We start from the raw sequence: 25,507 nt of genomic DNA on the forward strand, positions 1-25,507 counted from the left end.
GGAACGGCTTGAGCACCAGCCACTCCACCAGCCAGCCGAACACGACCGCCAGCGCGAAGGCCACGCCGACCGCCGCGAGGAACGGCATGTGCCAGTCCGACACCAGCACGTAGGCCGCGAAGGCGCCGAGCATGTAGAACTCGCTGTGGGCGAAATTGACGATGCGCATCACGCCGAACACCAGCGTGAAGCCCACCGCCATCAGCAGGTACAGCAGGCCGATGATGAGGCCGTTGCTGAGCGCCTGCGCCACCAGGGTGGAGGTATCCATGTCCGTCTCCGTGCCGGCGCGCCTACTGGCACGCCTTCAGGTTGCAGCGGGCGCGCACCACTTCCTGCCCGTCCTTCACCTCGGAGATGAAGTACGGCGCGTCGATCTGGTGGCTGGCGCCGTACACGTCCTGCCCGGTCCAGTTCAGCACGCCGAGGATGCCCCGGTAGTCCCGGATCTGCTCGAGCGCCACGCGCACCTTGTCGGTGTCGGCAACGGTGCCGGCCTTCTGCATGGCCAGGAACAGCATGTGGGTGCCGTCGTAGAAGGCCGGGCTGAAGCCGTTCATGTTCTTCTTGTACTTGGCGGCGTAGCGCTCGCCGTAGGCCTTCACCGCGGTGTTGGCCGGGTCCACCGGCGCGTTGACCATCATTCCCTCGGCCGCCGCCTTGCCGGCGACCGCGACGATCTCCGGCGTGGACGGTCCGCCGCTGCGGATAATCAGGCCCTTGAAGCCGAGCTCGCGCGCCTGCCGCACGATCAGACCGGCGGTGGCCGGCGAGTTGCCGTCGAGCTCGATGGCGTCCACGCCGGCGCCGATGATGCGCGTGAGCAGCGGCACCATGTCCACGCGCTGGCGGTCGAAGAACTCCTTCGACGACAGCGTGGCGCCGGCCGCGCCATAGGCCTTTTCCAGGTCGCGGGCGATCTGCTGGCCGGTCTCGTCGTTGGGAAACAGCGCGCCGATCTTCTTCAGGTTGCGGCTTTTCACCAGCCACGTGATCTGCGGCAGCGAGGTTTCCTCGGTGGTCAGGTTGGGGCGGAAGGTGAACGGCTTGTCGGCGCCGATGGCCTTGGTGGTGAAGCCCAGCGTCATCACGATGACCTTGTTGCGCTCGGTGATCGGCGCCACCGCCAGCGCCGGCGCCGAGCCGACCGGGCCGATGATGTATTTCACCTTGTCGTCCGACACCAGCCGGTTGGTGACGGTCACGGCGTCGCTGGACTGGTACTTGTCGTCGTAGGGGATCACCTGCACCTTGTAGCGCTTGCCGGCCACGTCGAGGCCGCCCTTGGCGTTGACATCGTCCGCGGCCAGCTCGGCGCCGTACAGCAGCGCCTGGCCCCACGCCGCGCCGGCGCCGGACAAGGTCACCACAGCGCCGATCTTCAGCGTCTCCTGCGCGTGCAGCGCGCACGGCGCCAGCAACGCCGCCGACAGCAGCATCGTCATTCTTGCGTTCATTCTTGTCTCCGTCTTGTTTTTTTGAAACCGTCGCGCCGTGCCGGCGCGGGTCGTGGCAAATCAGCCCGGCTGCGCCGCGATCTGCGCCAGCACCGGCAGGATGTAGCGGCGGAACTGCTCCGGGTTCTCGCTCATGGGAAAGTGGCCGACCTCCTTCATCTCGACCACATGCGCGCCGTCGATGCCGCGCGCGGTGCGGCGCGTGTCGTCCGGCGAGCACGAGAAGTCGTATTCGCCGGTCAGCAGGTAGAGCGGCGTGGCGCGCGCGTCGATGTTGCCCAGCTTGCCGCGCAGGTCGGCATCGACGCGATAGAAATAGAGGTCGCCGCGAAACACGCCGGGGCCGCCCTGCATGTACTGCCACAGCGTCTCGTGGCGATAGCGCGCCGGGCTCTGCGGCGCCACCAGCCCCGACACCAGCGCCGCGCACACCTCGCCGCCGTGCACATCGCCGCGATGCAGCCAGGCGGTGTCGTACCAGGGCTGCTGGAAATCGGCCGCCTCCAGCCCGATCAGCGCGCGGAATTCCGCGCCGTGCGCATGCGCCAGCTGCAGCACGATGCGCCCGCCGATCGAGCAGCCCATCACCACGGGTTGTTCCAGCCCGAGCGCCGCGCAGAACGCGCGGATGGTTTCCACGTAGCGCTCCGTGGTCAGCTGGTATTCGCCGTCCTGCGCGCCCTCGAGCGGATAGGACTTGCCGTGCCACGGCATGTCGAAGGCGATCACACGGTACTGGCTGGTCACGGCCTCGTCGCACAGCAGGTGGCGGAACTGGCGCGAATCCGCGCCCGCCGTGTGCAGGCACACCAGCGGAATGCCGCTGCCGCATTCCTCGAAGTAGACGCGACAGTCCTGGCCACCGATCTCCACGTGCAGGTAGCGGCCGACCATCGGCTCGATGAAGGCGGCGCTCATGGCAGCGCTCCCCGGCGCGGCAGCGCGAGCAGGTCCTTGACGTATTGCAGGTGCGCCAGCAGCGGCTGCATGCCTCCCTCGAACTGCATGCTGCCGCGCTTGGTCAGCGCGAACAGGTCGTGCCAGCCCGCCTCGGGCACCGGCTCCCACAGCTTGCGCCACGCCTGCGCGGTGCCCCGGACCGAGAAGCGGGTCGAGCACAGCAGCGGAATGCTGCGGGTGCACTCGACCACCGCGCCGCGCTCGATGCGCAGCAGCACGGGCGCCGCTCCGATATGCACGAGGACGTCCGCCGTGAGCGTCCTGCCGCGCCGCACCAACTCCGCATGCGCGGCGGCGCCGCGCATGGCCTGCTCGAAGCGCAGGCACAATGCGGCTTCGCCGGCTGCCTCGTTCGTATCGCTTGTCTCTGCTGTCTCCACTGTCTCCGGCACCTCGGCTCCTTGGAAGAGTTGTGTCCGATACCCGCGTGGCCGCGATCGCCGCCGCCGCTCACCGCAGGTATCGACCCATCATGGAGCAGAAGATTGATAGGAACAAATTGGAATTTCCTTGCTACTATTAGCCGATGGCAATCAATATAAAATACCGCCCGATCAAGGCATTTCTGCTGGCGGTGGAGACAGGCTCGTTCACGCACGCGGCCGACCGGCTCGGCGTGACGCAACCATCGTTCACGGCGCTGATCCGCGATCTCGAAGACGTGCTGGAGGTCCGGCTGTTCGAGCGCACCACGCGCAAGATCGAGCTGACCACGGCGGGCCGCGAATTCCTCGCGCGCGTGCGCCGTCCGCTGACCGATCTCGAAGAGGCTTACCGCAGCGTGTCGGAACTGGCCGCGGTCAAGCGCGGCTCCATCGTGCTCGGCGCGCTGCCGTCCACCTCGCTGACGCTGATCCCGCCGGCGCTCGCCGCGCTCAGCGCGGCGCGGCCCTCGCTCGGCGTGCGCGTGCTCGAAGCGCACAACGACGAGCTGCTCGAGATGCTGCGCACCAACCAGATCGAGTTCGCGCTGGCCACCATGCTCGAGCCGACCAGCGACCTGACCTTCCAGCCGCTGCTGGCCGACAGCTTCTACGCCGTCTTCCCCGCGCAGCACGCGCTGTCGCGGCGCCCCGCGGTGTACTGGCGCGACCTGGAACAGTACGACCTCATCCTGCTTTCGCAGGGATCGAGCGTGCGCCAGCAGTTCGACCGCGCCGTGTCCGCGTCGGCCGCCGCCTCGACCACGCATTCGCGCTACGACGTCACCCACATGACCACCGCCACCGGCCTGGTGCGGCGCGGCGTGGGCATTACCGTGCTGCCGCGGCTGGCGCTGCCCGAACTCAACATGGACGGCCTGCAGAGCAAGCCGCTGCAGGAAGCCTCGGCCCGCCGCACCATCGGCCTGCTGCACCGGCACGACCGCTCGCTGTCGCCGGCGGCGGAAGCCTTCGCCAGCCAGTTGCGCGCGGTCATCGCCGACGTGGAGAAGACGCTGCCGCCGCTGGAAGCGGTCTCGCGCTGAGAAGCACCACCAGACACCATCGCCGGCAGTACCCCCGGCCACCGCGATCGGCGATAATTTGCTTCTCTCCGGCCTTCCCCACTCCCTCGCTTCATGACCGATTCCACCACGCATGAAACCGCGCCCGTCGCCAAGGTGGCGGGCACGGCCGCGTTCTCCAAGTTCATGCACGTGCTGCAACTGGTGGCCGACGCGGAGGGGCCGGCCAGCATGGCCGCGCTGGTGAAGCAAAGCGGCTATCCCAAGCCCACGGTCTACCGCATCGTGGCGGCGCTGGTGGCCGAAGGCATGCTGCGCGAGGACGGGCGCGATGGCGCGCTGGTGCTCGGCCCGCGGCTGATGCAGCTGGCCAGCCGCAGCTGGTCGCGCTCGGACCTGCGCCTGGCCGCGGTGGAAGCGCTGAAGACGCTGCGCGACGTGACCGGCGAGACGGTGCACCTCGCCGTGCCCAACGGCAACACCATGATCTACATCGAGAAGCTGGAAAGCCTGGCGGCGGTGCGCATGGCCTCGCGCATCGGCGCGGCGGTGGCGCTGCATTCGACCGCGGTCGGCAAGGCCTACCTGTCGATGCTGGCGCCCGGGGAACGGGACGCGATCCTGGCGCAGTTGCCGATGCCGCGCTACCAGCCCAACACCATGACGCAAGCCGATGCGCTGCGCCGGCAACTGGACACCTTCCGCGCGCAGGGCTGGTCGGTGGACGACGAGGAAAACGAGGCCGGCATCTACTGCTTCGGCGCGCCGGTCCTCGACACGCGCGGCCAGCCGGTGGCGGCGGTCAGCGTCAGCACGCTGCGCTTCATGCAGAAGGACGATCCGCGCGCCGCCTACGTCGAGCCGCTGCTGGCGGCCTGCCGCGAGATCGGCAGGCGCATCGCGGAGAGTCCGGCGCTGTCGTCGTCGCGCGATCTGTAGTGCGTCGCGCCTTATGCCACGAGGTAGCCGCCGTCGACCGGCAGGATCACGCCGGTGACGAAGCGCGCGGCCGGCGCGCACAGGAAGGCCACCGCGTCCGCCACGTCGTCGGGCTCGCCCCAGCGCGCCAGCGGCGTGCGCTGCAGGATCGGGCCCGCGCGCGCGGGATCGTCCTGCAAGGCCTGCGTCAGCGGCGTGGCGATCCAGCCCGGCGCCACCGCGTTGACGCGGATGCCGTCGGCCGCGTAGGCCAGCGCCAGCGACTTGGTCAGCTGCGCCACCCCGCCCTTGCTGGCGGCGTAGCCCGGCACCAGCGCGCCGCCGAAGAAGCTCAGCATCGACGCCGTGTTGACGATCACCCCGCGCCGCGCCGCCAGCCGCGAGCGCGCGGCGCCACATACGCGCATGGTGCCGGTCAGGTTGACGTCGAGCACCTGCGCGAACACGTCCACGTCGTGCTCGTCGCCGCGGCGGATGATGCCGGCGCAGTTCACCACGATGTCGAGCGCGTCGAAGCCGGACACCAGCGCGTCCACGGCCCGCGTGTCGGTCACGTCGACCAGCCTGACCGCGACGCCGGCGTCGAGCGAGCCGTCGCCGGCGTCGATGCCGGTGGCGGTGACGTGGGCGCCGAGCCGCGCGAGGCGGTTGGCCACCGCGGCGCCGATGCCCTGGGTGGCGCCCGAGACAAGCGCGCGCTTGCCGCGAAAGAGGTCGGTCTGGAAAGTCATGGTGGCGGGAAAATCCTGCGAAGCGGGAATGGGGAAGAACAGGGAAGAACAGGGAAGAACGGGGAAGGATGAAGACCGCGCGCCCGGCCAGCGCGCGCGGCCGCGCCGTCAGTGGCCGAGGCCGACCTTGGCGATCAGCGACTTGAAGTAGGCGTTGTCCTTCGCCATCGCGTTGCGGAACTCGTCCTGGTCCGCATAGGCGAAGCCCAGGTTCTGCTTGTCCATCGTCTCGCGCAGCGCGGGCTCCGCCGCGGTCCTGGCGGCCGCCGTGCGCAGCACCGCCACCACCTCGGGCGGCGTGCCGCGCGGCACGCCAATGCCGCGCCAGGTACCGATCGACAGGTCGATATTGCGCTCCTTGAGCGTCGGCACCGACTCGAAGCCCTTCACGCGCTGGTCCGCCATCACCGCCAGCGTCTTGAGCTTGCCGGCCGCCACATAGACCGACACCTCGGCCGGGCTGACCGTGACCGCGTCGATGTGCCCGCCCAGCAGCGCCAGCACGGCCGGGTTGCCGCCCTGGAACGGGATGTGGTTGAATTTGGTGCCGGTCTTGTCCTCCAGCGCGGCGGCGGCCAGGTGCCAGATCGAGCCGTTGCCGGCATTGCCCACACGCATGGCGCCCGGATCCTTGCGCGCGGCCGCCAGGAATGCCTCCACCGTGGTGTAAGGCGAATCGCTGCGCACCGTGATGGCCGACGGATCGGCGTTGAGCCGCGCGATCGGCACGAAGTTCTCGTAGGTCAGCTTGGTGAGCCCCAGGTGCGGCACGATGGTCAGGTCCGCCGTGAGCAGCGAGAGCTTGTAGCCGTCCGGGGGCGCGTTGGCCACGTCGGCCCAGCCGATCGCCCCGCTGGCGCCGGGCTTGTTGACCACCACGATGCTCTGCGGCAGGTGCTTGCGCGACGACTCCGCGAACGCGCGCGCCAGCGCGTCGGTGCCGCCGCCGGCCTGGAACGGCACCACCAGTTCCATGCCATGCGTGGGGAATGTGGTGGCCTGCGCCATCGCGGGCGCGCTGGCGACGGCGAGCAGCGCGCCGGCCAGGGCCAGCATGGCGCGCACGCGCATCGGGGCAAAACGGGGCTGCCTTGTCATGTTGTCTCCTCTTGTGGTCTTGTCTTGTCGCGTCTTGCTGTTGGCTGCCGCGACGGCGCATCTGGCGCGGCTTCTCCGGCCGGCTCGCTGGCCGGCTCATATTTCCCGGCGCCATGCGCCGCGCGGCACTCAGCGGATGAACTCAGCGGATGAACTGGTCCACGTATTCCGCGCCCAGGCCCACCGCCGCGAAATGCGCCTTGCACATCTCGATCTTGGTGAACACGTCCTCGTAGCCCATGCCCTTGCCCCACGGATCGGTGTAGTACATGACGCCGTTGACCTGGAAGTAGGTGATCATCTCCTCCACGTCGGGCGGCACGTACAGCGTATGGGTCTCGCCCGGCGGCTCGAAGACGTAGCTGCCCTCGGTGGCCTCCCAGTCATGCTCGAGATACCGCCAGCGACCCTTGAGCACGAAGCCGTGCACGGCCTGCGGATGACGGTGCCGGCTCAGCACGCCGGACTTGCGCACGCGCAGCAGGTTCATCCAGTAGCCCTGGCTGGCGTTCAGGCACAGCGGCCGGAACCACACGTTCTCCGCCTGCGGCACCCACAGCCGCTCGTCGGTGGGAATAGCGTGCGGCACCACGATCTCGGGCAGCGCGTGCGGCGGATTGGGATACTGGTAGGGCGTGAGGGGTTCGGTGTCGGGGGTGTCTAGTGGCATCGGGGGTCCATGAGTCCATATTATGGAATTGAAACTTATAATATGGACTCATTGTAGGAAGACTCGCGGCGCGACGAACCCCGGGGTTTCCCTGAAACGGTGGCGCGGACCGCCCTAGCCCCCGCGGACTGTCCCTGCGCCGCGACGGTATGCGAGACGCTCCGGGCGCCGTCCCGCGCCCGCCGATGCGAATGGCAAGGTCAGACCAGCAGCCAACTGAACTTGTCGGCGATCAACGCCTTGCGGGCCTCGATGAAATCCTCGTACCGCTCCAGTTGCCAGAGCGCCGGATCGGCGGGAATCAGGTGGAGCGCGAGATAGTCCGGCGACTTGTCGGCGAACCACTCCGCGGCAAGCGCGTCGCCCTTGCCTCCCGCGCCGTTCTCGGCCCGCGTCAGCAGCATGCAGTTGGCCAACTGGTTGCGCGCGGCATCGCGGTACTTCATGACCTGCCGGCCGCTCTGCTCGTTGACGACCTTGACCGCTCTCAGGCGGCTCTGCGCGAACACGTGGTCGACCTGCGGCAGGTTGTTGTCGTAGGCCGGCGCATAGGTGAACGCCGGATACCACAAATTGAGAATGAGGTGGATGGTCTTGGAGCCATAGCCCATCTCGAAGAAACGCTCGCGGGTCAGCTCCAGACTCCTGTTCTGCGAGCGGATCACGCCGTAGCCCTCTTCCGCATCGAAGCGCCCCAGTTCCCGGAAGCGCTTGACCAGCGCATCCACGATGCGGTCCGACTGGCCGCTGAACGCGCCGGCCAGCAGCGTGCGCACGAGGAACACGTCCATGTGCCGCGCCTCCTTCCAGGCCTGCGGAAAATGATGGCGGACGTAGATCAGCGGAATCAGCGCGATGTAGGAAGGCAGCGCCTTGTCGCCCTGGATATACGTCTTGCTGCGGACGAAGTCGGCCACCGCGCGGATCGAGTCGGACAACGACTCCCAGTCCGCCTCGATCGCCTCGCGCACGCCCGGCTTCCTGAACTTCGACACTTCGTATTGCGCGCCCTGGTCCAGCAGCACGAGACAGGTCTTCAGAACGAAATCGCGGTCGAAGGCAAAGCCGTAGCGGTTCAGGTCGTCCAGCAGTTCCTCCATGCGGTTGTCCGCCACGTCCCAGGTCGCGTTCAGCAGCGAGAACAGCAGGTCCGACTTCTCCAGCTTGGTGCCACCGGAGTTGGCGCGGATGAAGACCTCGACCACGTCGTCCTCGGTATAGAGCGTGGGATTGTCGATGCTGTCCAGCTCCTGGTACGTGATCGACTCGTCCATCTTGAAGGTGCGGTCCACGAGGTCGAGGTTGTTGTCGATCCGGTCCTCCTCCTCGGCCGTCAGCTCGCGGCCCGCGCTGGCCTCGATCTCCCGGAGCAAGTCGCGCTTGCGGCGGCTGGTCATGACCAGGTCCTTGAACTTCACCCACGGAAAGGCCGACTCCCTGGCCACGCGGAAGGCGAAGCGGAACTTGATGTCGTCGGGCAGCGTCGCGGTCCCGCTGAGCACGTCGAAGCAAAGCTCCCTGCCGGCAAAGCTGCCGCACAGGCCGATGTACAGGCTCTGCAGCCGCTGCTGCCCGTCGAGGACCAGGCACTTTCTCTTCTCGTCCTCGGGCACGAAGAACGTGCTCAGCTTGAGCGAATCGGTCCAGTTGTCGATGAACTTGCGGCGGCGGATGCCGCTGGTGGTCTTCCACACCAACAGGGTGCTGATCGGGTATTCGCGCAGGATCGAGTCGAACAGGCGACAGATCTGCTCCTCTCCCCATACGAACGGGCGCTGGATGTTCGGCAGCCAGAAGCCGCCGTCCTCGTCCGGGTTGTTGAGGTAGCCGACGATCTTGCGGATGGTTTCTTTTTGGTTTTTCATGTTTTCGGGACGTTGTTTTCCAGCCTGCCTCCCACGCGCGGAGGCCGCCGCCTGCTCTACGGCAGGCGGGACGATTTCTTTAGCCGCCATCCCCGCGGCGGCCCATGCGCAAGAGGGGCCGACAGGTTCGACACAGGTTCACGGGGCTCACGAGGCCGCCATCGCCTCCCGCACCGCGTCGCGCGCGCACCCGGCCAGCAGTTCCGATGCCGCGCTGCGCTGCGCGCCCGCCAGGCGCGCGATCACCAGCGGCTGGCGCAGCGTCTGCTCGCGGATCGGTCGCTGCGCCACGCCGCCGGCCACGGTGGCGGGCGGCGCCTGCGTGATCAGCAGCGCCACGCCCAGCCCGTTGGCCACCATGCCGCGCGCCAGCTCCAGCGAGGCAACACGGTAGCGCACTTCCGGGTGCAACCCATATTGCCAGAACGGCGCCATCAGGAATTCGCGGCTGTGCGGCAGGTCCACCAGGATCAGCGGCTCGCGCGCCAGCGCGTGCAATGACACGCCACCGCGCCCCCTGGCCAGCTTCGATGCCGCCGGCACCAGCCCGTAGGGCGGCAACTCGGCCAGGCATTCGCGGTCGATCTCGGCGGGCAGGCCCACGTCATAGGTCAGCGCGAACTCGATATAGCCGCTGCGCAGGCCCTCCTCCATCTGCGCGAGGTCGCCTTCCATGAAGCGCACGGTCAGCGCCGGGTAGCGCTCGCGCGCCAGGCGCAGCAGCACCGGCAGGTAGACCGGCGCCAACGTGCTGAACACGCCGATCTGCACCTCGCCGGCGGCGCCGTCACCGGGCCCGCCGGCCTCGAACGCGGTGGCCGCGCGCAGGATCTCGCGCGCTTCGGCCAGCTTGCGCACGCCGAAGCGCGTGAGCGTCATCCTGGCGCCGGCGTCGCGCGCGAACAACGCCGCGCCGAACAGCGTTTCCAGCTCGCGGATGGCCACCGAGACCGACGGCTGGGACACGTTGAGCTGCCGCGCCGCGGCCGTGGTGCTGCCGGTGTCGGCCGCCGCGGCGAAGTAGCGCAGCAGGCGCAAGGAGACACGCATCAAGAAATCTTATAGGTCATAGTGGATTTCAATATTTTACTTGATAGCCACGGATGCACAGAATCCACTGATCCGGGTGTCCCAGGCCGGCGCCCGCAACAAGACCAGGAGGAACGACAAGTGCAAGCCGCCTATCCAGTGCCCCATCCCGACGCGCCGCCCGGCATGCTGGCCGGCATCCGCGTGATCGATTTCTCGCGCGTGCTGGCCGGCCCGTACTGCACCGCGCTGCTGGCCGACCTCGGCGCCGAGGTCATCAAGGTCGAGCCGCCCGGCGGCGACGACTACCGCGCGATCGGCCCGTTCGCCGATGGCGAGAGCGGCCTGTTCCGCGCCATGAACCGCAACAAGCAGAGCATCGTCATCGACCTCAAGACCGAAGCCGGGCTGGCGCTGGCGCGCTCGCTGTGCGCGCGCGCCGACGTGGTGGTGGAGAATTTCCGCCCCGGCGTGGCGGACAAGCTCGGCATCGGCTACGCCACGCTGCAGGCGGACAATCCGGGGCTGGTGTACGCCAGCGTGTCGGGCTTCGGCCAGACCGGCCCGGAATCGCACCGCCCGGCTTACGACATCATCCTGCAGGCCATGTGCGGCCTGATGGACGCCACCGGCGCGCCAGACGGCCCACCCACGGTGCTGGGCGAGGCGGTCTCCGACGTGGTGAGCGGCCTCTTTGCCTCGTGGGGCATCCTCGCTGCGCTGCTGGCGCGGCAGCGCAGCGGCAAGGGCACGCACGTGGACGTCTCCATGTTCGATGCCACGCTCGGCCTGAGCGCCACGCTGGTGGCCCGCTACGCCGCCACCGGCGAGGCGCCGCGGCGCGTGGGCAACCGCCATCCCTCGTCCGCGCCGTTCGGCGCCTTCCGCGCGGCGGACGGCTTCTACGTGGTGGCGGTGCTGAACAACAAGCTGTTCCAGGCGCTGGCCGGCGCCATCGGCCAGCCCGCGCTGGCGGCCGATCCGCGCTTCGCCGACGATCCGGCGCGCTGCGCCCACGAGGCCGACCTGCGCGCCTGCATCGAGCACTGGTCCGCCACGCGCACGGTCGCGCAGGTCAACCGCGTGCTGGGCGCGGCCGGCATCCCGGTGGCGCCGATCCGCAACGTCAGGCAGGCGCTGGAAAGCGAGCTCGCCGCGCACCGCGGCCTGCTCGCCGAGGTGGCCGGCAAGCACGGCAGCCTCGCCCGCGTGCCCACCCAGCCGGTGAAGTTCTCCGGCCAGCACGCCGCGCCGTTGCGCCCCGCGCCCGCGCTCGGCCAGGATACCGACACCATCCTGCGCGCGCTCGGCCTGGGCCCGCTGCAGGTCCAGGCGCTGCGCGCCGGCGGCGCGCTCGGCCCGGACACCGCCCTCGCCCCACACGACAAACCCGAACTGGAGAACCATCATGCTTGAACGACTGGGCGTGCAGCCGGCCGACCTGGAAATGTCCGACGCCATCGGCCGCTTTGCGCGCGCCGAGCTGGCGCCGAACGCCGCCGAGGTCGACCGCGACGAAATCCCCGCCACGCGCTACGTGCCGCAACTGGCCGAACTCGGCGTGATGGGCATGAACCTGCCCGAGCGCTGGGGCGGCATCGGTGCCACGCCGGTGGCACTGATCCTCGCGCTGGCGGAGATCGCCAGGGCCTGCGCGTCCACCTCGTCCATGGTCGGCGCGCACTATCTGGCCACGGACTCCATCCTGATCGGCGGCGACGACGAGCTGCGCGCGCGCTACCTGCCGGACGCCGCCGCCGGCACCCGGCTCGGCGCCTTCGCGCTGACCGAGCCGCGCGCCGGCTCCAATCCAGCCGACATGGCCACGCGCGCCACGCGCGAGGGCGACGGCTACCGCCTGCGCGGCGTGAAGCACTTCATCTCCAACGCCAACGCGGCGGACTTCATCGTGATCTACGCCAAGACCGACCCCTCGGCCGGCACGCGCGGCATCAGCGCCTTCGTGGTGGACCGCCGCAGCGCCGGCGTGGAAGTGGCCCCAGCGGAAAAGCTGATGGGCATCCGCGGCGCGCCCGCGCATGAGGTGGCGCTCGACTGCTTCGTGCCCGCCGCCAACCGCCTGGGCGCCGAGGGCAGCGGCTTCCGCACGGCGATGAAGGTGCTCGACAACAGCCGGCTCGACGTGGCCGCCACCAGCCTGGGCATTGCCGAGGCCGCGCTCGAAGCCGCCACCGGCTGGGCCCGGCAGCGCCACGTGGGCGGCGAGCCGCTGGCGCGCAAGCAGGGCCTGCAATGGATGGTCGCCGACATGCGCACGCGCCTGGAAGCGGCGTGGCTGCTGACGCTGCAGGCCGCGGTGCGGCGCGGGGCGGGCCAGCCATTTACCGACCACGCCTCGATGGCCAAGCTCTACGCCTCCGAGATGGTCGGCTTCGTTACCGATGCCGCGCTGCAGATCCACGGCGGCTACGGCTTCACGCGCGAGATGCCGCTGGAGCGCCTGGTGCGCGACGCGCGCATCCTGCGCATCTATGAAGGCTCGTCGGAAATCCAGCGCCTCGTGATCGCGCGCGCGGCATTCGCCTGAGCTGACCTTCCATGACGCGACCGCCGGCGGCAACGCCGCACGGCGGCGCATTCCCGTGCAGGAGACACACATGACAGCAGACCAGAACGCGCGCACGCGCGCCGCACGCACGTCCGCGCCCACACTGATGGAGCGCCGCTCGATCGACTATATCCCCGACGCCGAACGCCACGGCAGCCTGTCCAGCCAGTTCACGTTGTGGCTCGGCGCCAACCTGCAGGTCACGGCGGTGGTAACCGGCGCGCTGGCGGTGGTGCTGGGCGGCGACGTGTTCTGGTCCCTCGTCGGGCTGTTCGCGGGCCAGCTCGCCGGCGGCACGGTGATGGCGCTGCATGGCGCGCAGGGCCCGCGGCTCGGCCTGCCGCAGATGATCTCCAGCCGCGTGCAGTTCGGCGTGTACGGCGCCATCCTGCCGCTGGCGCTCGCATGCGTGATGTACGTCGGCTTCTCCGCCGGCGGCATGGTGCTGGCCGGGCAGGCGCTGGGCCAGTTGCTGCGCATCGCCAACGGCAGCGCCATCCTGCTCTTCGCGGCGCTGGTGGTGATGCTGGCGGCGCTGGGCTACCGCACCATCCATGCGATGGGGCGCATCTCCAGCCTCGTCGGCGTGCTGGCATTCCTGTACCTGTTCGCCAGCCTGCTGCACGGCAACGACATCGGCGCGCTGCTGCAGCGGCGGCATTTCACGATGGCCTCTTTCCTGCTCGCGATGTCGCTGTCCGCCTCCTGGCAGATCGCCTACGGCCCTTACGTGGCCGACTATTCGCGCTATCTGCCGCGCGCCACACCGGCACTCGGAACCTTCCTCGCCGTCGGCGTGGGCTCGGTGGCGGGCGCGCAGATCTCCATGACGTTCGGGGTGTTCGCCGCCGCGCTGGCCGGCGACCGCTTCGCCGGGCACGAAGTGGCGTTCATCGTCGGCCTGGGCGCCAGCGGCGCGGTCGCCGCCCTGCTCTATTTCACGATTGCGCTGGGCAAGCTCACCATCACCACGCTCAACGCCTACGGCAGCGTGATGTCGGTGGCTGCCATCCTGACCGGCTTCAGCGGCCGGCGCGCCATCTCCGGGCGGACGCGGCTGTGCTGCATCCTGTTGATGGTGGGCCTCTCGACCGCGCTGGCGCTGGCCGGCGAGCGCGCCTTCCTCAGGGAGTTCTCGGCCTTCCTGCTGTTCCTGCTCGCGTTCTTCACGCCGTGGAGCGCGATCAACCTGGTCGACTACTATTTCGTCACGCGCGAGCGCTACGACGTGCCCGCCCTGTTCGACCCGGACGGGCGCTACGGGCGCTGGAACCTGGCCGGCATCGCCATCTACGCGCTTGGCGTGCTGGTGCAGTTGCCGTTCATCGCCACGCCGTTCTATACCGGCGCGCTGGTGGCGCCGCTGGGCGACGTGGACATCTCGTGGATCATCGGGCTGGCCGTGCCGGCGGCGCTGTACTACGTGGCTTGCCGGGCCGGCATGGCGCCGGCCGCGCTGATCCTGCCCGACGAACTGGGCAGCGCAGAACGCGCCGGCGGCTGAACGGCGCCCTCAGGCCGCCCGGGCCCGCGGCTTGCGCGCCGGCCGGGACTCCCGCTGCCATGCCGCGATGCCGTCCAGCGTGATGCGCAGCCCTTCCTCGAACGCCGTGTCGGAAGACAGCCGCGAAAACGCCTTGCTGACGTAGCGCGCGCCGGGATATTGCAGCGCGGAGACCGAGCCGAGCTTCTTTTCGATGAACGCCTGGTGATGGGCCGGCAACTGGCGCGAGGCTTCGGCCATGCTGGCGGAGACCAGGTATTGCGCGAGCAGGTGGTAGGCCAGCGCGACCTGCTCGGCGGTGAAGCCGCCCTGCATGAACGCGGAGGTCATGCGGTTGAAGAATTCCATGCCGTAATCGATCTCGCCCGGCTCGACGTCCTGGAACAGGCGGAAGCGGTTGTGCGAGGCCACGTAGATGCTGACGCCGGGATTTTCCACCGCCACCTCGAAGCTCAGGCGCGCGATGGCTTCCACGTCGGCGCGCCAGTCGCCGGTCAGCGAGGGGATACGCGTCAGCCGCTGGCGGTAGTAGTCGTTCAGCACGCCCGACACCAGCTGGTCCCTGCCGCCCAGGTAATAGTGGATCAGGCCCGGCGCCACGCCGAAGTCCTTCGCCAGCTGGACCATCGAGATCTGGTCCAGCGGCACCGACTTGGTGAGCTGGATCGCGTGCTGGAGGATCGCCACGCGGCTGAGCATCGGCTCCGCGCCGATGGCGGAATCCGCCTTGGACGGGCGGCCGCGGCGGCGCGGCGGGTTCGGTGCCTCCGGTACGCCGGGCACGTTCGGCGCATTCGGCGCATTCCTCGCGGTCGGCGTCTTGTGGTCAGGCTCGGCGGCGGGCTTACGGGCAGCAGTACGGGCGGCGGGCATGGGAATCGGCAGCTCAGTGGATGCGAGGTAAACGCGCAGTGGACGTCCTCGGACGCCGGGCGCGGCGAAATTGCGCCCCTGCTAATTCTACCCGCCCGCCCCGGCGATGGCGAGTCAGGCGCCGGCGGGCTCGGGCACCGCCGCAGCGTGGCCGCCCGGGCGCAGGTAGCGGCCCAGCGACAGCGTCAGCACGCCGGCCACCAGCAGCATGCACGGCAGCGCCAGCAGCGGCACGTCGTAGCTGCCGTGCCGGTCGAACCACGCGCCCAGGCCCACCGGCCCGATGACCGCGCCGAAGCCATAGCCGGAGAACGCGATGCCGAACAGCGCGCCGAACGCGCGCAGCCCGAAGTAGGAGCGCACCAGGTAGGAGATGAGATCGCCCTCCGCGCCGATGGTCAGGCCGATCAGCGTGGTGGCCAGCAGCAGCATCTGGTAGTCGTGCGACGCGCGCAGCAGGAAGATGCCCAGCGCGCCGCCGACGAAGAACACGCAGGCCACGAACGGCGCGTGGATGCGGTCGATCAGGATGCCGGTCAGGATGCGGCCCGCCAGCAGGCCCACGCCCACCATCGACGCGCTGCGCGCGGCATCGGCCGGGCTGAAGCCGCGGTCGGCGAACATCGCCGGCAAGTGCGGCCCGAGCGACAGCGTGGCCGACGAGGCCAGCACGAAGACCGCCCAGATCGCCCACAGGCGGTAGCTGCGCAGCGCCTGGCCGAACGATACGCCCTCGCCGGCCGGCGCCTTCGCCGTGCCCCTGCCGGGCGCCCTGCGCTCGCGCAGCAGCGCGCAGGCCGCCAGCGACAGCACGACGGAGCCGATGCCCAGCACCACATAGGCCGTGCGCCAGCCGAAGCCCGTCACCAGGTACTGCGCGGCCGCCGGCATCAGCACGGTGCCCGCGCCCAGCCCGCACATGGCGATGCCCAGCGCCAGCCCCAGGCGCCGGTCGAACCATTGCGGCAGCACCGCCAGATAGCCCAGCACCGAGGTGGCCGCGCCGAACACGCCCACCACGGCGGACAAGCCGATCCACAGCGCCTTGCTGCCGTTCTGCAGCGCCATGCAGGCGGTGGCGGCGCCGAACACCAGCGCCGACACCGCGATCACGCGGCGGATGCCGAAGCGGTCCATCAGCGTGCCCACCAGCGGGCTGACCACCGCCAGCCCGAACATCGACGCCGCGTACGACAGCGACGCCTCGGAGCGGCCCCAGCCGAACTCGGTGGCCAGCGGCCGCACGAACACGCCGGCGGTGGCGTTGAACAGGGGCGCGTAGCCGGCCAGCATGCCGAGCGCGGCGCCAAATATCACGGCGATATAGGTCCATCGGCCGGGGGCGCCGGCCGGTTGGCGGGAATGCTGCATGGTGCTTGTCTCCGTTTCGGGTGAAGCCGCCTCTGCGGGCGGCTGCGATGAGGTGATGCCGGTGAAACCGTGGCCGTTATGCGAGGCCCGTTCTGCTGCCAAGGTAGGCGCCCGCATTCGGCGCCACCGCTTCGATGCCGAGCCGGCGCATCATCTGGCGCGCCGTGCAGACCGCCGTGGACGTGACCGGGATGCCGAGCGCGCGCTGCGCGGGCTCGATGGCCGGCAGCGACGGCATCTGCACGCAGGCGGAGAGCACCACCGTATCCACGCCGGCGGTGTCGAGCCGCTTGACGTCCTCCAGCAGTTGCATGGGGTCGCGCTCGCCGACCGCGAGGTTGTCGAGAATCGAGAAGTTCAGCACGTCCTTGACCTCGATGCCCTCGCTCTCCACGTACTCGACCACCGTGCGCGTGAGCGCGTCGCTGTATGGCGCCAGCAGCGAGATGCGGCGCGCGCCGAAGTCCTTGAGCTCCTCCACCAGCGCGCCGGCGGAGGTCATGATGGCCGGCTGGTACGGCACGTCCTCGAGCGCGGCGAGCAGGTCCTCGACCACGCGGCGGTGATAGCCCTTGCCCATGCACATGGTGGCCACCAGGCACGCGGTGCTCATGACGTCCACGCGCGCGTCGGCCAGCTCCAGCGCGCAGCGGCCCATGTCCTGGTTCATCCGCGCCAGCTCCTCCGCCACCACGCGGTGCATGCGCACGCGGCTGGCGTGGAACGAGAAGCGCTCTGGAAGCGCCTGCATGCGGCCGGCGAAGATGGCCGGCACCTCGCGCTCCATCGTGATGTTGGAGCTGGGAACGATCTGTCCGATTCTGTATTGCATGATATCGTGAATGTGATGCGCGCTTATGCACGCTTATGCGCCTACGCGCTTTCTGCCGCGTGGCCCGCGGTGCGCTGGAAGGCGGCGAGCGCCGCGCGCAGCGAATCCGGAATCGGCGTGCCGACACGTTCGTCCAGCCGCACGCAGATCGGCGAGAACATGGCGTCGAACACGGGCGTGCCGTCCGGCCGGCGCGCCACGCAGCGGATGTCGTAGGAGCGCGTGCGGATGGCCTCCACCCAGCACTCGATGTCGATCACGTCGTCCGGCCACAGCGTGCCGATGAACTCGAAGCGCATGCCCTTGCACGGCGTGCCCACGCCATGCACGGCGCCGAGCCGCCCGGCACCGCCGGCGAGGTGGTCGGAGAACAGGCCGACCGCGCCGAGCAGGTAGTCGGTGAAGCGGCCGGTGTAGACCACGCCGGCCGGATCGCAGTCGCCCCAGCGGACCTCGCGGCGCACCACGAAGGGCTGTTCGCCGAGCACGTACTCTGTGGCGCGCATCATGGCTGCGTCGCGGCGGACCCGCCCATGCCACCCATGCCACCCATGCCACCCACGCCGCCCGCGGCCAGCTCGGCCATCAGGCTGGGATACTGCTCGCGCAGGCGGTTGAGGTCCACGCGGCCGGTGCGCGTCATGAAGCGGAACACGAACTCGTGCGGCGTGGGCAGATCCATCCATTCGCGGATGCGCTCGTACCAGTTGTACGAGGCCTCCGACGCGCTGATCAGCTTGGCCTTTTCCGGGCGGCGCACCGCGTCGTAGCGCCGCAGCGCCGCCGGCACGTCGCCGGGGAACGCGACCACGGCGTCGGCCAGCGCGATGGCGTCCTCCATCGCGATGCGCGTGCCCGAGCCGATCGAGAAATGCGCGCTGGTCAGCGCGTCGCCGATCAGCACCTGGTTGCCGCAGTGCCAGGTCTGGTTGACGATCACCGGGAACTGGCGCCACACCGAATTGTTGGACACCAGCCTGTAGCCGCCCAGCTCGGCGGCGAAGATCCGCTCGAACAGCGCCTGGCGCGCCTCCTGCGGCATGGCCTCCATGCCGAAGTCGATCCAGGTCTGGTGATCGCACTCGGCCACGAAGGTGCTCATGGTGTCGGAGTACGGGTAATAGTGCGCGATGAAATAACCGCCCTCGTATTTGCGGAACACCAGCGCCGGATTGGCGAACGCCTTCTCCACGCCGTACCACGCGAAATGGTTGGTCAGGTTGCGCCGCGTGGTGCCGAAGCCCGCCTCGTTGGCCGCGCGCAGCAGCGAATTCACGCCGTCGGCGCCCACCACGAGGTCGGCATCGAGCGCGGAGAAATCCGTGATGCGCGTGTGGTAGGCAATGCGCACGCCCAGCTCGCGCGCGCGCGCCTGCAGGATCGCCAGCAGCCGGATGCGCGGAATCGCGCCGCCGCCCGCGCCCGGACGCTTCATGGTGATGGGGTGCTCGTGGCTGACGATCGAATGCCGGTCGCTGAAGCGCATGGCGCCGGCCAGCGCGTCCACCACCGTGGGCGACGCCGCCCGCAGGCTGGACAGGCCGGTGTCCGCCAGCACCACGCCGAAGCCGAAGGTGGCATCCTCCGGGTTCTGCTCGTAGATGTCGATCTCCACCGCCGCCAGGCGCTCCTTGAGCAGGATGGCAAGAAACAGTCCCGACGGGCCGCCGCCGATGATCGCGACCTTCATCACGCCCTTCATCACGCATCCTCCGGCGAAATCAGCAAGGCATCCATGTCGAACTGCTCGATGCGCCCCGCCAGGCCGCCGGTCAGCGCGCCATACCAGACCGCCGGCTTGAAGCCGAGCGCCTTGCGCCGCAGCGCGATGCGCGGGTTGCCATCGATGCGCACATAGCCGTTGCCCAGCGCCGTGGTGGCGTAGCCTTCGGTGCCGCGCGCCACGTCGATCAGCGCGGCGAACTCCGGCACGTCCAGCACGTAGACCGAAGCCTTGCCGCCCGGCTGCGGCGCGGCGCCGATACGCGCGGCCTTGCGCTGCCACACGGGTTCGATGGAGCAGAAGCCCGCGCCCTCTTCCTCCAGCTCGATGGCGGCGTCGATGGTGAGCTGCGCGTCGCGCGCGTCCGCCGCGCTGAACGGGCGCACCTGCCAGGTGATCTCGATCGGGTAGCCGTTGGGATCGTTGAAGTAGATCGACTCGATGACCTCGTGGCGGATCTGGTAGCGCAGCGCAATGCCCACCGCCTCCACGCGCTGGCGCCATTGCAGCAGCTCGGTCTCGTCGCGCACGCGCCAGGCGGTGTGGGTGGCGCGGTCCTGGTAGTGCTCGCGCACGGTCAGCCAGTCCGGCCGCTCGGTGCCGATGTAGTAGAAGAAGGCGATGGTGCTGCCGTTGCCGCTGTCGAAGAAGAAGTGCAGGAAATCGGCATGGTTGTCCGGGCCCCAGCCCTTCGCCGAGATCGCGTGCACCAGCGGCAGGCCGAGCAGGTCGCGGTAGAAGTGCACGGTCTCGCCCAGCTTCCAGGTCGGGCGCGCGGTGTGGTGCACGCCATGCAGTTGCACGGACGGCGCCGTGCCAAGGTTTTTCGCTTCTGTCATGTCACTTCCCTTCGGTTGTGGTGCTGATGGTGGTGCTTGTGGTGCCGCTGGCCGCCTCGGCCGCCAGCATTCCGACGATCCGCTCGCGCAGCAGCGCCTTGCTCAACTTGCCCGAGGCCGTGAGCGGAAACTCGCGGACGACTTCCAGCCGCTCCGGCCACTTGAACTTGGCCAGTCCGGCCTCCTGCAGGTACGCCGTGAGCTGCGCCAGCGTGAGGTCGGTGGCCGGCGGCTTGGGGATGACGAAGGCGCAGACGCGCTCGCCGTACACGCGGTCGGGCATGCCCACCACGGCGCAGGCCAGCACCAGCGGGTGCAGGTTGATGACGTTCTCCAGTTCCTCGGCGTTGATCTTCTCGCCGCCGCGGTCCACCACGTCCTTGATGCGTCCGCAGAAGAAGTAATAGCGCCTGCCCTCGACCACGCGCGACGACATCAGGTCGCCCGAGCGGTAGAAGCCGTCCGCGGTGAAGCGCGTGACGTCCTCCTGCTCCGACTTGTAGTAGCCGCGGATGGTGTATGGGCCGCGGAACAGCGCCTCGCCCACCTCGCCGTCGGCCACCGGGTCCTCGGTGCCGGGGTGGACGATCCTGACCTCGTCGTGGGCGCAGACCGGGCTGCCGACGGAGGTATCGCGGATTTCCTGCGGGTCGTCGCGGCGCGCGAACATGATCACGCCCTCGGTCATGCCGAAGATGTGGTGCGCCGGCGAGCCGGTCAGCCGCGTCAGGCCAGCGGCATTCTTCGGCGCGACGAAATTCCGGCGCGCGCGGCCCGCCGCGTCCGCGCGGGCCAGCTCCGGCGCGATGCGCGTGAGGATCGGGCCGGCCACGCCGAACCACGTCGGCTGGTAGTTGCGCACCAGCGCCTGCAGACTTTCTTCGCCGATGTCGGGCGTCACGGTGACGGTGGCGCCAATCAGCAGGAACGGCCCGAAGAAGCAGCCCATGTTCAGGTTGTGCATGTACGGCGTGGGGAAGAACAGCACGTCCTGCGCCGTATAGCCGTTGCAGGCGGCCACGGCCCGCATGTTGTAGAGATACTCGTTGTGAAAGCGCGGGATGATCTTGGGCACGCCGGTGGTGCCGCCCGAGAGCTGGAACACGGCGGCCTGGAACGGGTCATGCGTGACGTCCGCCAGCATGGCGCGGGCGCGTTCCAGCGGCATGCCGTCGATCAGGTCCGCCAGCAGCACGGCGCGCCCGCGGCGCTCGCCGCGCGCCTGGAGGATGTAGGCCAGGCTCGGCACCTCGGCCTGCATCTCCTCGGCGAAGGCCACGTCGTCGAACTTCGGGTCGTCGCCCTGCACGAAGTGCAGGCGCGCCTCGCACAGGTTGCCCAGGTAGCCGATCTCCAGCTTGCGGAACGCCTGCAGCGAGCACAGCGGGATGATGCCCGCCTTGAGGCAGCCGAAGAAAGCCAGCAGCAGCTCGTTGCAGTTGCCGCACTGGAACACCGCGCGGTCCAGCGGCTTCATGCCCAGCGCCAGCAGCGCCGCGCCGAGGCGGTCGGTGCGCTCGTCCAGCTCGCCATAGGTGATGTCGCCCTCGGGGCCGGCCAGCGCCACGCGGCCGGCATACTGCCGGAACGACACCTGGAAGCCACCGGTCAGCGTCTCCTGCGTCAGCACGCCCTCGGCGACGTAGCGCCGCAGGCGCTGCTCGTCCGGGTATCTCACGCCCGCCAGGGGCTCGGCGGGGCGCACGATTGAAATCTGCTGCATGTTTTGTCTACCTCGTCTGTTTTTTTCACGGGCCGCCGGCGAGGGCGCGCCGCGTTGTCCGCATTGTTGCGCCTACACCATCGTTTCGCGCAACCACGCCACGATGTGCCGGCCCGCGATCTGCTGGCCCGGTTCCTCGTCGCGGCCCAGCGCCATGCCGTGGTGGTTGCCGCGCACGCGGATGTGGCGCTTGTGCTCGCTGGGGATCTGCCGGTAAATCGCCTCGATGTCCGCCGGGAAGGTGCACTGGTCGCCCGTGTATTCCAGCAGCAACGTGGGCTGGTGGACCGCGCCGAGCGTCTTGTCCAGCGCCGCGTTGGACGCCAGCCCGGACCACGTCGACAACCACGACTCCGGCGTCACCACGCGCGCGAAGCCCACGCTGCCCCAGTTGGAGACGAACGGGTCCTTGCCCCACAGCGAGCCGGTCTTGCGGTCGGACGGATCGAGCGAGATGTCCCACGAGCGCAGGTCCGCATCGGTGCGCCAGACCTCGAACACCGGCGCGTGCGCGGCGAGGCGGCGGTCTTCGTCCGCGCCGCTGCCCGCCTTGAGGCGCTGCCGCGCCTCGTGCTTGGCGCGCAGCATCTGCCGCGCGCGCGCGTCGATGCGCGCCACGCGCTCGGCCTGCGCCTGCCGGTAGCGCTGCACGAACGCCGGCGCATACTGCCCGCGCCCGCTGGCGGCATCGAAGCCGTTGGCCGCGGAGAACGGATCGAGCGACGGGTCCGTCCGCATGGGATCGTCCTCGTCGACAACCGACGGGTCGAGCCCGCTCATCAGCAGCTTGCCCTGCCCCGGGTGCGGCGACACCAGGATGATGCCGTCGGCCTCCGGCATGTGCAGCTCGCCCAGGTTGGTCGGGCGGCCGCCCGGCGTGCGGGCGATGCGCAGCTCGCGCGGCGTCAGCGCCTGCTGGTTGTAGAAGGTGTAGAGCCCGGCGCCGCCCGAGTTGCCGAGCAGGACGATGCGCGCGTAGCCCAGCTCGCGCAGGTGCGACATGCCCGCCGCCACGTCGAACAGCGCAATCTCGTGCTCCAGCCGCAGGTCGTTGCCGATGGAGCGCGGCCCCTGCACCCAGCACGCGCAGCCGGCGTCCAGGATGAACGGCACGAGGTAATGCGTGATCGCCATCTCGCGCGGATGCATCAGGCAGACCACGGTCTTCTCCGCGCCCGTCACCGTGAACAGGAAACCCAGCGTGCGCTGGCCGTCCGCGGTGCCGAGCGCGTAAGGCACCATCTGATAAGGGCGCGTCATCAGCCTTGCGTCCCACGAGGCGCCCCGCATGCCCGCAGTCACCTGCGTCTTGCCGTTGTCCGTCACGACGTCTCCTTTCGTTTCTTCTCGTTTAAATGCCACCATCTCAATAATCTAGACTTCATTTGATATGCTGTCAATTAATAACGCGCCACTGGCCGGCGAACCGCGCGCCTCAGAACTTGTGGCGGATGCCCAGCGCAACGCCCAGCATCGCATTCCTGCCGTTGGCCAGCGCATAGCTGTTGCCTAGCGACAGGCTGTTGGCAAACCCGATCGAGGCGGAATCCAGCATCAGCCCGGCATTGCGCGCATAGGCCGTGGTCACGTAGACATCGGTGCGCTTGGACAGGTTGTAGTCCGCGATCAGCGAGACCTGCCACGGATTGGCCACCTGGCTGCTGCCGTACAGGTTCTTGAGGTTGTCGTAGTCGTACTCCACGGTCAGCCCGAAAGCCGGCGTGACCTGGTAGATGGCGCCCACCCAGTAGAAATCGTCGCACCCGGTCAGCGTGCCGTTCTGGTCCCGGTTCTGCCCCCAGCGGTAGCCCCCCATGACCCGCGCCTGGCCGAACGCATAGCTTGCCGCCGCCACCGCCTTCTTGACCGTGCCGCTGCCCGCGCCGATGGTCGGGTTGAACTGGTCATAGCCCAGCGTCATGCTCAACGGCCCGGCGGAATACGCCGCCGCCACGCCATAAGCGCTGTCGCGCCGGAACTGCCCCGGCACCTCGCCATTGCCGCCGATCGCCGTGCCCGCGGCCGCCACCTGCGGCAAGGCCAGCCCGGTGCCAAACGACCAGTGCGCCACCGCCGTGAGCGGGCCGAACGTGCCCGTGTACTTCACCACGTTGTCCTCGCGGAAGTTCGCGCCCGTGAGCATCACGATCGGCTCGTACTGCGTCGCAAAGTAGGCCGGCACGAAGTTGGCGATGTTGTCGAACAGCGAGGTGTACTGCCGCCCCAGCGTGATCTGCCCATACCGCGCGCTCTGCAAGCCCACGTACGCCTGGCGGCCGAACAGGCGGCCGCTCTGCTGCGTGGTGCCCGTATCCAGGTTGAACCCCGTCTCCAGCACGAACAGCGATTTCAGCCCGCCACCAAGATCCTCCACGCCGCGCAAGCCCCAGCGCGAGCCGGACAAGCCGCCGGAACTCAGCCGGTACACGTTGTTGGACGCCCCCGGATTAAAGCCGTTGGCCGCCGTCGGCACCACGCCCGCGTGATTGACGAACTCCAGGTTCATGTCCGCCACGCCATACAGCGTCACCCCCGACTGCGCCCACGCCGCGCCCGAACCGGCGAGCAGGCAAGCCAACGCCATCCGTCCGTATCGCCCATACCGTCCGTACTGTCTGCACTTCATGTCTGGTCTCCTCCTTTGATTTATGTTTTGTCTACACCGCCGCCATCTACCTCTACCGCTACATCCCACCCCTCATATTGCTAGCATGGCAATTAATGTAGGTTAATTTTGATAGTGACTCAATTTATGGTTTTCCCGGGTACGAGCGAAGAGAGCGCCACGCGCGGCGGCCAGAGCATGTCAAGGAAGCACTTCGGCGATATCCGCCGCGCGCGGGCGGCTACAATGCAAAGCGCGACGGCGCCTCCGGCGAGGCCCGCAACCGCCCGGAGAACCGCATGCCCCACGACCCGAAGCACTTCAGGCCCCTGGACCCCGGCCGCGTGAACACCATGGACGGCGTGGAACTGCAATACTGGTGCGCGGAGCTCAACTGCTCGCCCGCCGAACTGCAGGAAGCCGTGGCCAGCGTGGGCGACCACATCTCCGCCGTGCGCGCCCGGCTCGAAGCGCTGTATCCCGACAGGCGGCACGGGTAAGCCCCGGCCGCCCGCGGTACGGCTCAGCGGCCGGTCAGGGCAGCGCCTGCCGCGCGTCCGGCGCGACCATCTCGCTCAGCACCAGCGTCTCCTGCGCCAGCCCGGCCGCCAGCGACAACAGCCGCCCGTGCAGCTCCGCCGCCGGATTGTTCCCGCCCGACGCGGCGTAATCGCTTGCCACCGACAACAGCGCATGCAACTGCGCCGCCTTCTCGGCAGCCACGCTCAGCGGCGTCTCGCACGGCATGTGGGCGGTCACGAACATGTCGGCGCCGGTGTGCTCGACGGTGATGCCCTGGCGGGTGTGCTTAGGCATGGGCGGCCTCCGCTTGGGGGATGGGCGGGTGGGCGGAGATACGGACGATGAAGAGAGATGAGTGCCTGGAATGGGCGAATGAAGACTTCGGCATGAGTGCCTCCTGTGAACGGGACTTCAATCCCGCACCCCGCTGTCAATCGAGGTGGGCGGGCGCAAGGCAGGGTTGACAGACCGACACAGGACCGGCGAGCCCGAAGGCTCCCCCACCCAGGCCCGCCCGTAGGGGCGTGCGAAGGCATAACGGACGAAAAAAAAGCCGCCAGGAAATCGGCGGCCATCCGCCTGTGTTCGGGCTGTCAAACCCTGTCGCTGTTGTTTCAGCGACCCACGAAGTATACCTTTGGCCGCACTAGGCTGGAAGCCGCGCCAGGGAACGGATGTGTAAACTTTTGATTCCGATTCGCCAGCGACCACATCATGCACTACATGGGAGGTACACCGCCATCCAGTTGG

24 protein-coding genes and 1 pseudogene are annotated in these 25,507 nt (G+C 68.9%); 6 read left to right on the forward strand and 19 right to left on the reverse strand.

The window, feature by feature from the left end; genetic code table 11:
• The 4 genes and pseudogenes from K206_RS37285 to K206_RS0101340 form a co-directional block, all read right to left on the reverse strand.
• Nucleotides 1-271 (reverse strand): annotated as a pseudogene (locus K206_RS37285) (branched-chain amino acid ABC transporter permease); the annotation flags it as partial.
• A gap of 22 nt (nucleotides 272-293) precedes the next feature.
• Nucleotides 294-1,445 (reverse strand): ABC transporter substrate-binding protein, encoded by a 1,152-nt coding sequence (locus tag K206_RS0101330; protein ID WP_020200603.1) that lies wholly within the window; start codon nucleotides 1,443-1,445, stop codon nucleotides 294-296.
• Nucleotides 1,446-1,517: 72 nt separating this feature from the next.
• Nucleotides 1,518-2,375 (reverse strand): alpha/beta fold hydrolase, encoded by an 858-nt coding sequence (locus K206_RS0101335; RefSeq protein WP_020200604.1) that lies wholly within the window; start codon nucleotides 2,373-2,375, stop codon nucleotides 1,518-1,520.
• Nucleotides 2,372-2,797 carry a hypothetical protein gene (locus K206_RS0101340; protein WP_155887900.1) on the reverse strand — a complete coding sequence of 142 codons (426 nt, stop codon included), beginning with the start codon at nucleotides 2,795-2,797 and terminating at the stop codon, nucleotides 2,372-2,374. Before K206_RS0101340 ends, K206_RS0101335 begins: the two co-directional genes overlap by 4 nt.
• Nucleotides 2,798-2,943: 146 nt before the next feature.
• On the opposite strand from K206_RS0101340, the gene K206_RS0101345 reads away from it, so the two are divergent.
• Together K206_RS0101345 and K206_RS37290 are read left to right on the forward strand one after the other, a co-directional pair.
• Nucleotides 2,944-3,885, forward strand: a complete 942-nt coding sequence (locus K206_RS0101345) for a LysR family transcriptional regulator (RefSeq protein ID WP_020200606.1) — start codon at nucleotides 2,944-2,946, stop codon at nucleotides 3,883-3,885.
• A gap of 93 nt (nucleotides 3,886-3,978) precedes the next feature.
• A complete protein-coding gene (locus K206_RS37290; protein WP_020200607.1) occupies nucleotides 3,979-4,803 on the forward strand; it encodes an IclR family transcriptional regulator in 825 nt (274 codons plus the stop codon).
• A gap of 11 nt (nucleotides 4,804-4,814) precedes the next feature.
• Here K206_RS37290 and K206_RS0101355 read toward each other — a convergent pair whose 3' ends face one another.
• The 5 genes from K206_RS0101355 to K206_RS0101375 all read right to left on the reverse strand — a co-directional run bounded on the left by K206_RS0101355 (nucleotide 4,815) and on the right by K206_RS0101375 (nucleotide 10,217).
• Entirely contained in the window at nucleotides 4,815-5,534 is a 720-nt protein-coding gene (locus tag K206_RS0101355) for an SDR family NAD(P)-dependent oxidoreductase (RefSeq protein WP_020200608.1), read from the reverse strand.
• Nucleotides 5,535-5,642: 108 nt separating this feature from the next.
• A complete protein-coding gene (locus K206_RS0101360) occupies nucleotides 5,643-6,632 on the reverse strand; it encodes a tripartite tricarboxylate transporter substrate binding protein (RefSeq protein ID WP_043365029.1) in 990 nt (329 codons plus the stop codon).
• Nucleotides 6,633-6,774: 142 nt separating this feature from the next.
• Nucleotides 6,775-7,302 (reverse strand): 2,4'-dihydroxyacetophenone dioxygenase family protein, encoded by a 528-nt coding sequence (locus K206_RS0101365; RefSeq protein WP_020200610.1) that lies wholly within the window; start codon nucleotides 7,300-7,302, stop codon nucleotides 6,775-6,777.
• Nucleotides 7,303-7,502: 200 nt separating this feature from the next.
• Nucleotides 7,503-9,167, reverse strand: coding sequence for a DUF262 domain-containing protein (locus tag K206_RS0101370; RefSeq protein ID WP_020200611.1), 1,665 nt, complete (start codon nucleotides 9,165-9,167; stop codon nucleotides 7,503-7,505).
• 147 nt (nucleotides 9,168-9,314) lie between these two features.
• A complete protein-coding gene (locus K206_RS0101375; protein ID WP_029043098.1) occupies nucleotides 9,315-10,217 on the reverse strand; it encodes a LysR family transcriptional regulator in 903 nt (300 codons plus the stop codon).
• Between the two features lie 165 nt (nucleotides 10,218-10,382).
• On the opposite strand from K206_RS0101375, the gene K206_RS37295 reads away from it, so the two are divergent.
• The 3 genes from K206_RS37295 (at nucleotide 10,383) to K206_RS0101390 (ending at nucleotide 14,269) form a co-directional block, all read left to right on the forward strand.
• Entirely contained in the window at nucleotides 10,383-11,612 is a 1,230-nt protein-coding gene (locus K206_RS37295) for a CaiB/BaiF CoA-transferase family protein (protein WP_052165765.1), read from the forward strand.
• Nucleotides 11,605-12,744, forward strand: a complete 1,140-nt coding sequence (locus K206_RS0101385) for an acyl-CoA dehydrogenase family protein (RefSeq protein WP_020200614.1) — start codon at nucleotides 11,605-11,607, stop codon at nucleotides 12,742-12,744. The genes K206_RS37295 and K206_RS0101385 overlap by 8 nt, the downstream gene beginning before the upstream one ends.
• A gap of 70 nt (nucleotides 12,745-12,814) precedes the next feature.
• Nucleotides 12,815-14,269 carry a cytosine permease gene (locus tag K206_RS0101390; protein ID WP_020200615.1) on the forward strand — a complete coding sequence of 485 codons (1,455 nt, stop codon included), beginning with the start codon at nucleotides 12,815-12,817 and terminating at the stop codon, nucleotides 14,267-14,269.
• 9 nt (nucleotides 14,270-14,278) lie between these two features.
• Here the strand turns inward: K206_RS0101390 and K206_RS0101395 are convergent, their stop codons facing one another.
• From K206_RS0101395 to K206_RS0101435, 9 genes are all read right to left on the reverse strand, one after another.
• Nucleotides 14,279-15,052 (reverse strand): TetR/AcrR family transcriptional regulator, encoded by a 774-nt coding sequence (locus tag K206_RS0101395; RefSeq protein ID WP_020200616.1) that lies wholly within the window; start codon nucleotides 15,050-15,052, stop codon nucleotides 14,279-14,281.
• A gap of 204 nt (nucleotides 15,053-15,256) precedes the next feature.
• A complete protein-coding gene (locus K206_RS0101400; RefSeq protein ID WP_020200617.1) occupies nucleotides 15,257-16,513 on the reverse strand; it encodes an MFS transporter in 1,257 nt (418 codons plus the stop codon).
• Nucleotides 16,514-16,589: 76 nt separating this feature from the next.
• Nucleotides 16,590-17,345, reverse strand: a complete 756-nt coding sequence (locus K206_RS0101405) for an Asp/Glu racemase (protein ID WP_020200618.1) — start codon at nucleotides 17,343-17,345, stop codon at nucleotides 16,590-16,592.
• A 41-nt stretch (nucleotides 17,346-17,386) separates the two neighbouring features.
• Complete coding sequence (locus tag K206_RS0101410; protein WP_020423620.1) at nucleotides 17,387-17,854, reverse strand: thioesterase family protein; 468 nt, start codon at nucleotides 17,852-17,854, stop codon at nucleotides 17,387-17,389.
• Nucleotides 17,851-19,035 carry an FAD-dependent monooxygenase gene (locus K206_RS0101415; protein ID WP_052165766.1) on the reverse strand — a complete coding sequence of 395 codons (1,185 nt, stop codon included), beginning with the start codon at nucleotides 19,033-19,035 and terminating at the stop codon, nucleotides 17,851-17,853. The genes K206_RS0101410 and K206_RS0101415 overlap by 4 nt, the downstream gene beginning before the upstream one ends.
• An 11-nt stretch (nucleotides 19,036-19,046) precedes the next feature.
• Nucleotides 19,047-19,907: a VOC family protein gene (locus K206_RS0101420; protein WP_029043101.1), complete on the reverse strand. Its 861-nt coding sequence runs from the start codon at nucleotides 19,905-19,907 to the stop codon at nucleotides 19,047-19,049.
• A 1-nt stretch (nucleotide 19,908) separates the two neighbouring features.
• Nucleotides 19,909-21,630 (reverse strand): AMP-binding protein, encoded by a 1,722-nt coding sequence (locus K206_RS0101425; RefSeq protein ID WP_020200622.1) that lies wholly within the window; start codon nucleotides 21,628-21,630, stop codon nucleotides 19,909-19,911.
• A gap of 72 nt (nucleotides 21,631-21,702) precedes the next feature.
• The gene (locus K206_RS0101430) at nucleotides 21,703-22,890 is read right to left on the reverse strand and encodes a hypothetical protein (protein ID WP_043365047.1); all 1,188 of its coding nucleotides are present in this window, start codon (nucleotides 22,888-22,890) and stop codon (nucleotides 21,703-21,705) included.
• A gap of 175 nt (nucleotides 22,891-23,065) precedes the next feature.
• Complete coding sequence (locus K206_RS0101435; protein ID WP_020423621.1) at nucleotides 23,066-24,214, reverse strand: porin; 1,149 nt, start codon at nucleotides 24,212-24,214, stop codon at nucleotides 23,066-23,068.
• 320 nt (nucleotides 24,215-24,534) lie between these two features.
• On the opposite strand from K206_RS0101435, the gene K206_RS0101440 reads away from it, so the two are divergent.
• Entirely contained in the window at nucleotides 24,535-24,735 is a 201-nt protein-coding gene (locus tag K206_RS0101440) for a DUF3606 domain-containing protein (RefSeq protein ID WP_020200625.1), read from the forward strand.
• 34 nt (nucleotides 24,736-24,769) lie between these two features.
• Here the strand turns inward: K206_RS0101440 and K206_RS0101445 are convergent, their stop codons facing one another.
• Nucleotides 24,770-25,051, reverse strand: coding sequence for a hypothetical protein (locus K206_RS0101445; protein ID WP_020200626.1), 282 nt, complete (start codon nucleotides 25,049-25,051; stop codon nucleotides 24,770-24,772).
• Between the last annotated feature and the right edge of the window lie 456 nt (nucleotides 25,052-25,507).

This window comes from Cupriavidus sp. WS (assembly GCF_000395345.1).
GTDB classification, from domain to species: Bacteria; Pseudomonadota; Gammaproteobacteria; order Burkholderiales; family Burkholderiaceae; genus Cupriavidus; species Cupriavidus basilensis_B.

Coding starts and splice junctions, on each gene's coding strand:
- K206_RS0101330 (WP_020200603.1), bottom strand. CDS start 1,445: ATGACGATGCTGCTGTCGGCGGCGTTGCTGGCGCCGTGCGCGCTGCAC.
- K206_RS0101335 (WP_020200604.1), bottom strand. CDS start 2,375: ATGAGCGCCGCCTTCATCGAGCCGATGGTCGGCCGCTACCTGCACGTG.
- K206_RS0101345 (WP_020200606.1), top strand. CDS start 2,944: ATGGCAATCAATATAAAATACCGCCCGATCAAGGCATTTCTGCTGGCG.
- K206_RS37290 (WP_020200607.1), top strand. CDS start 3,979: ATGACCGATTCCACCACGCATGAAACCGCGCCCGTCGCCAAGGTGGCG.
- K206_RS0101355 (WP_020200608.1), bottom strand. CDS start 5,534: ATGACTTTCCAGACCGACCTCTTTCGCGGCAAGCGCGCGCTTGTCTCG.
- K206_RS0101360 (WP_043365029.1), bottom strand. CDS start 6,632: ATGACAAGGCAGCCCCGTTTTGCCCCGATGCGCGTGCGCGCCATGCTG.
- K206_RS0101365 (WP_020200610.1), bottom strand. CDS start 7,302: ATGCCACTAGACACCCCCGACACCGAACCCCTCACGCCCTACCAGTAT.
- K206_RS0101370 (WP_020200611.1), bottom strand. CDS start 9,167: ATGAAAAACCAAAAAGAAACCATCCGCAAGATCGTCGGCTACCTCAAC.
- K206_RS0101375 (WP_029043098.1), bottom strand. CDS start 10,217: ATGCGTGTCTCCTTGCGCCTGCTGCGCTACTTCGCCGCGGCGGCCGAC.
- K206_RS37295 (WP_052165765.1), top strand. CDS start 10,383: ATGCTGGCCGGCATCCGCGTGATCGATTTCTCGCGCGTGCTGGCCGGC.
- K206_RS0101385 (WP_020200614.1), top strand. CDS start 11,605: ATGCTTGAACGACTGGGCGTGCAGCCGGCCGACCTGGAAATGTCCGAC.
- K206_RS0101390 (WP_020200615.1), top strand. CDS start 12,815: ATGACAGCAGACCAGAACGCGCGCACGCGCGCCGCACGCACGTCCGCG.
- K206_RS0101400 (WP_020200617.1), bottom strand. CDS start 16,513: ATGCAGCATTCCCGCCAACCGGCCGGCGCCCCCGGCCGATGGACCTAT.
- K206_RS0101405 (WP_020200618.1), bottom strand. CDS start 17,345: ATGCAATACAGAATCGGACAGATCGTTCCCAGCTCCAACATCACGATG.
- K206_RS0101410 (WP_020423620.1), bottom strand. CDS start 17,854: ATGATGCGCGCCACAGAGTACGTGCTCGGCGAACAGCCCTTCGTGGTG.
- K206_RS0101415 (WP_052165766.1), bottom strand. CDS start 19,035: ATGAAGGTCGCGATCATCGGCGGCGGCCCGTCGGGACTGTTTCTTGCC.
- K206_RS0101420 (WP_029043101.1), bottom strand. CDS start 19,907: ATGACAGAAGCGAAAAACCTTGGCACGGCGCCGTCCGTGCAACTGCAT.
- K206_RS0101425 (WP_020200622.1), bottom strand. CDS start 21,630: ATGCAGCAGATTTCAATCGTGCGCCCCGCCGAGCCCCTGGCGGGCGTG.
- K206_RS0101430 (WP_043365047.1), bottom strand. CDS start 22,890: ATGACGCGCCCTTATCAGATGGTGCCTTACGCGCTCGGCACCGCGGAC.
- K206_RS0101435 (WP_020423621.1), bottom strand. CDS start 24,214: ATGGCGTTGGCTTGCCTGCTCGCCGGTTCGGGCGCGGCGTGGGCGCAG.
- K206_RS0101440 (WP_020200625.1), top strand. CDS start 24,535: ATGCCCCACGACCCGAAGCACTTCAGGCCCCTGGACCCCGGCCGCGTG.
- K206_RS0101445 (WP_020200626.1), bottom strand. CDS start 25,051: ATGCCTAAGCACACCCGCCAGGGCATCACCGTCGAGCACACCGGCGCC.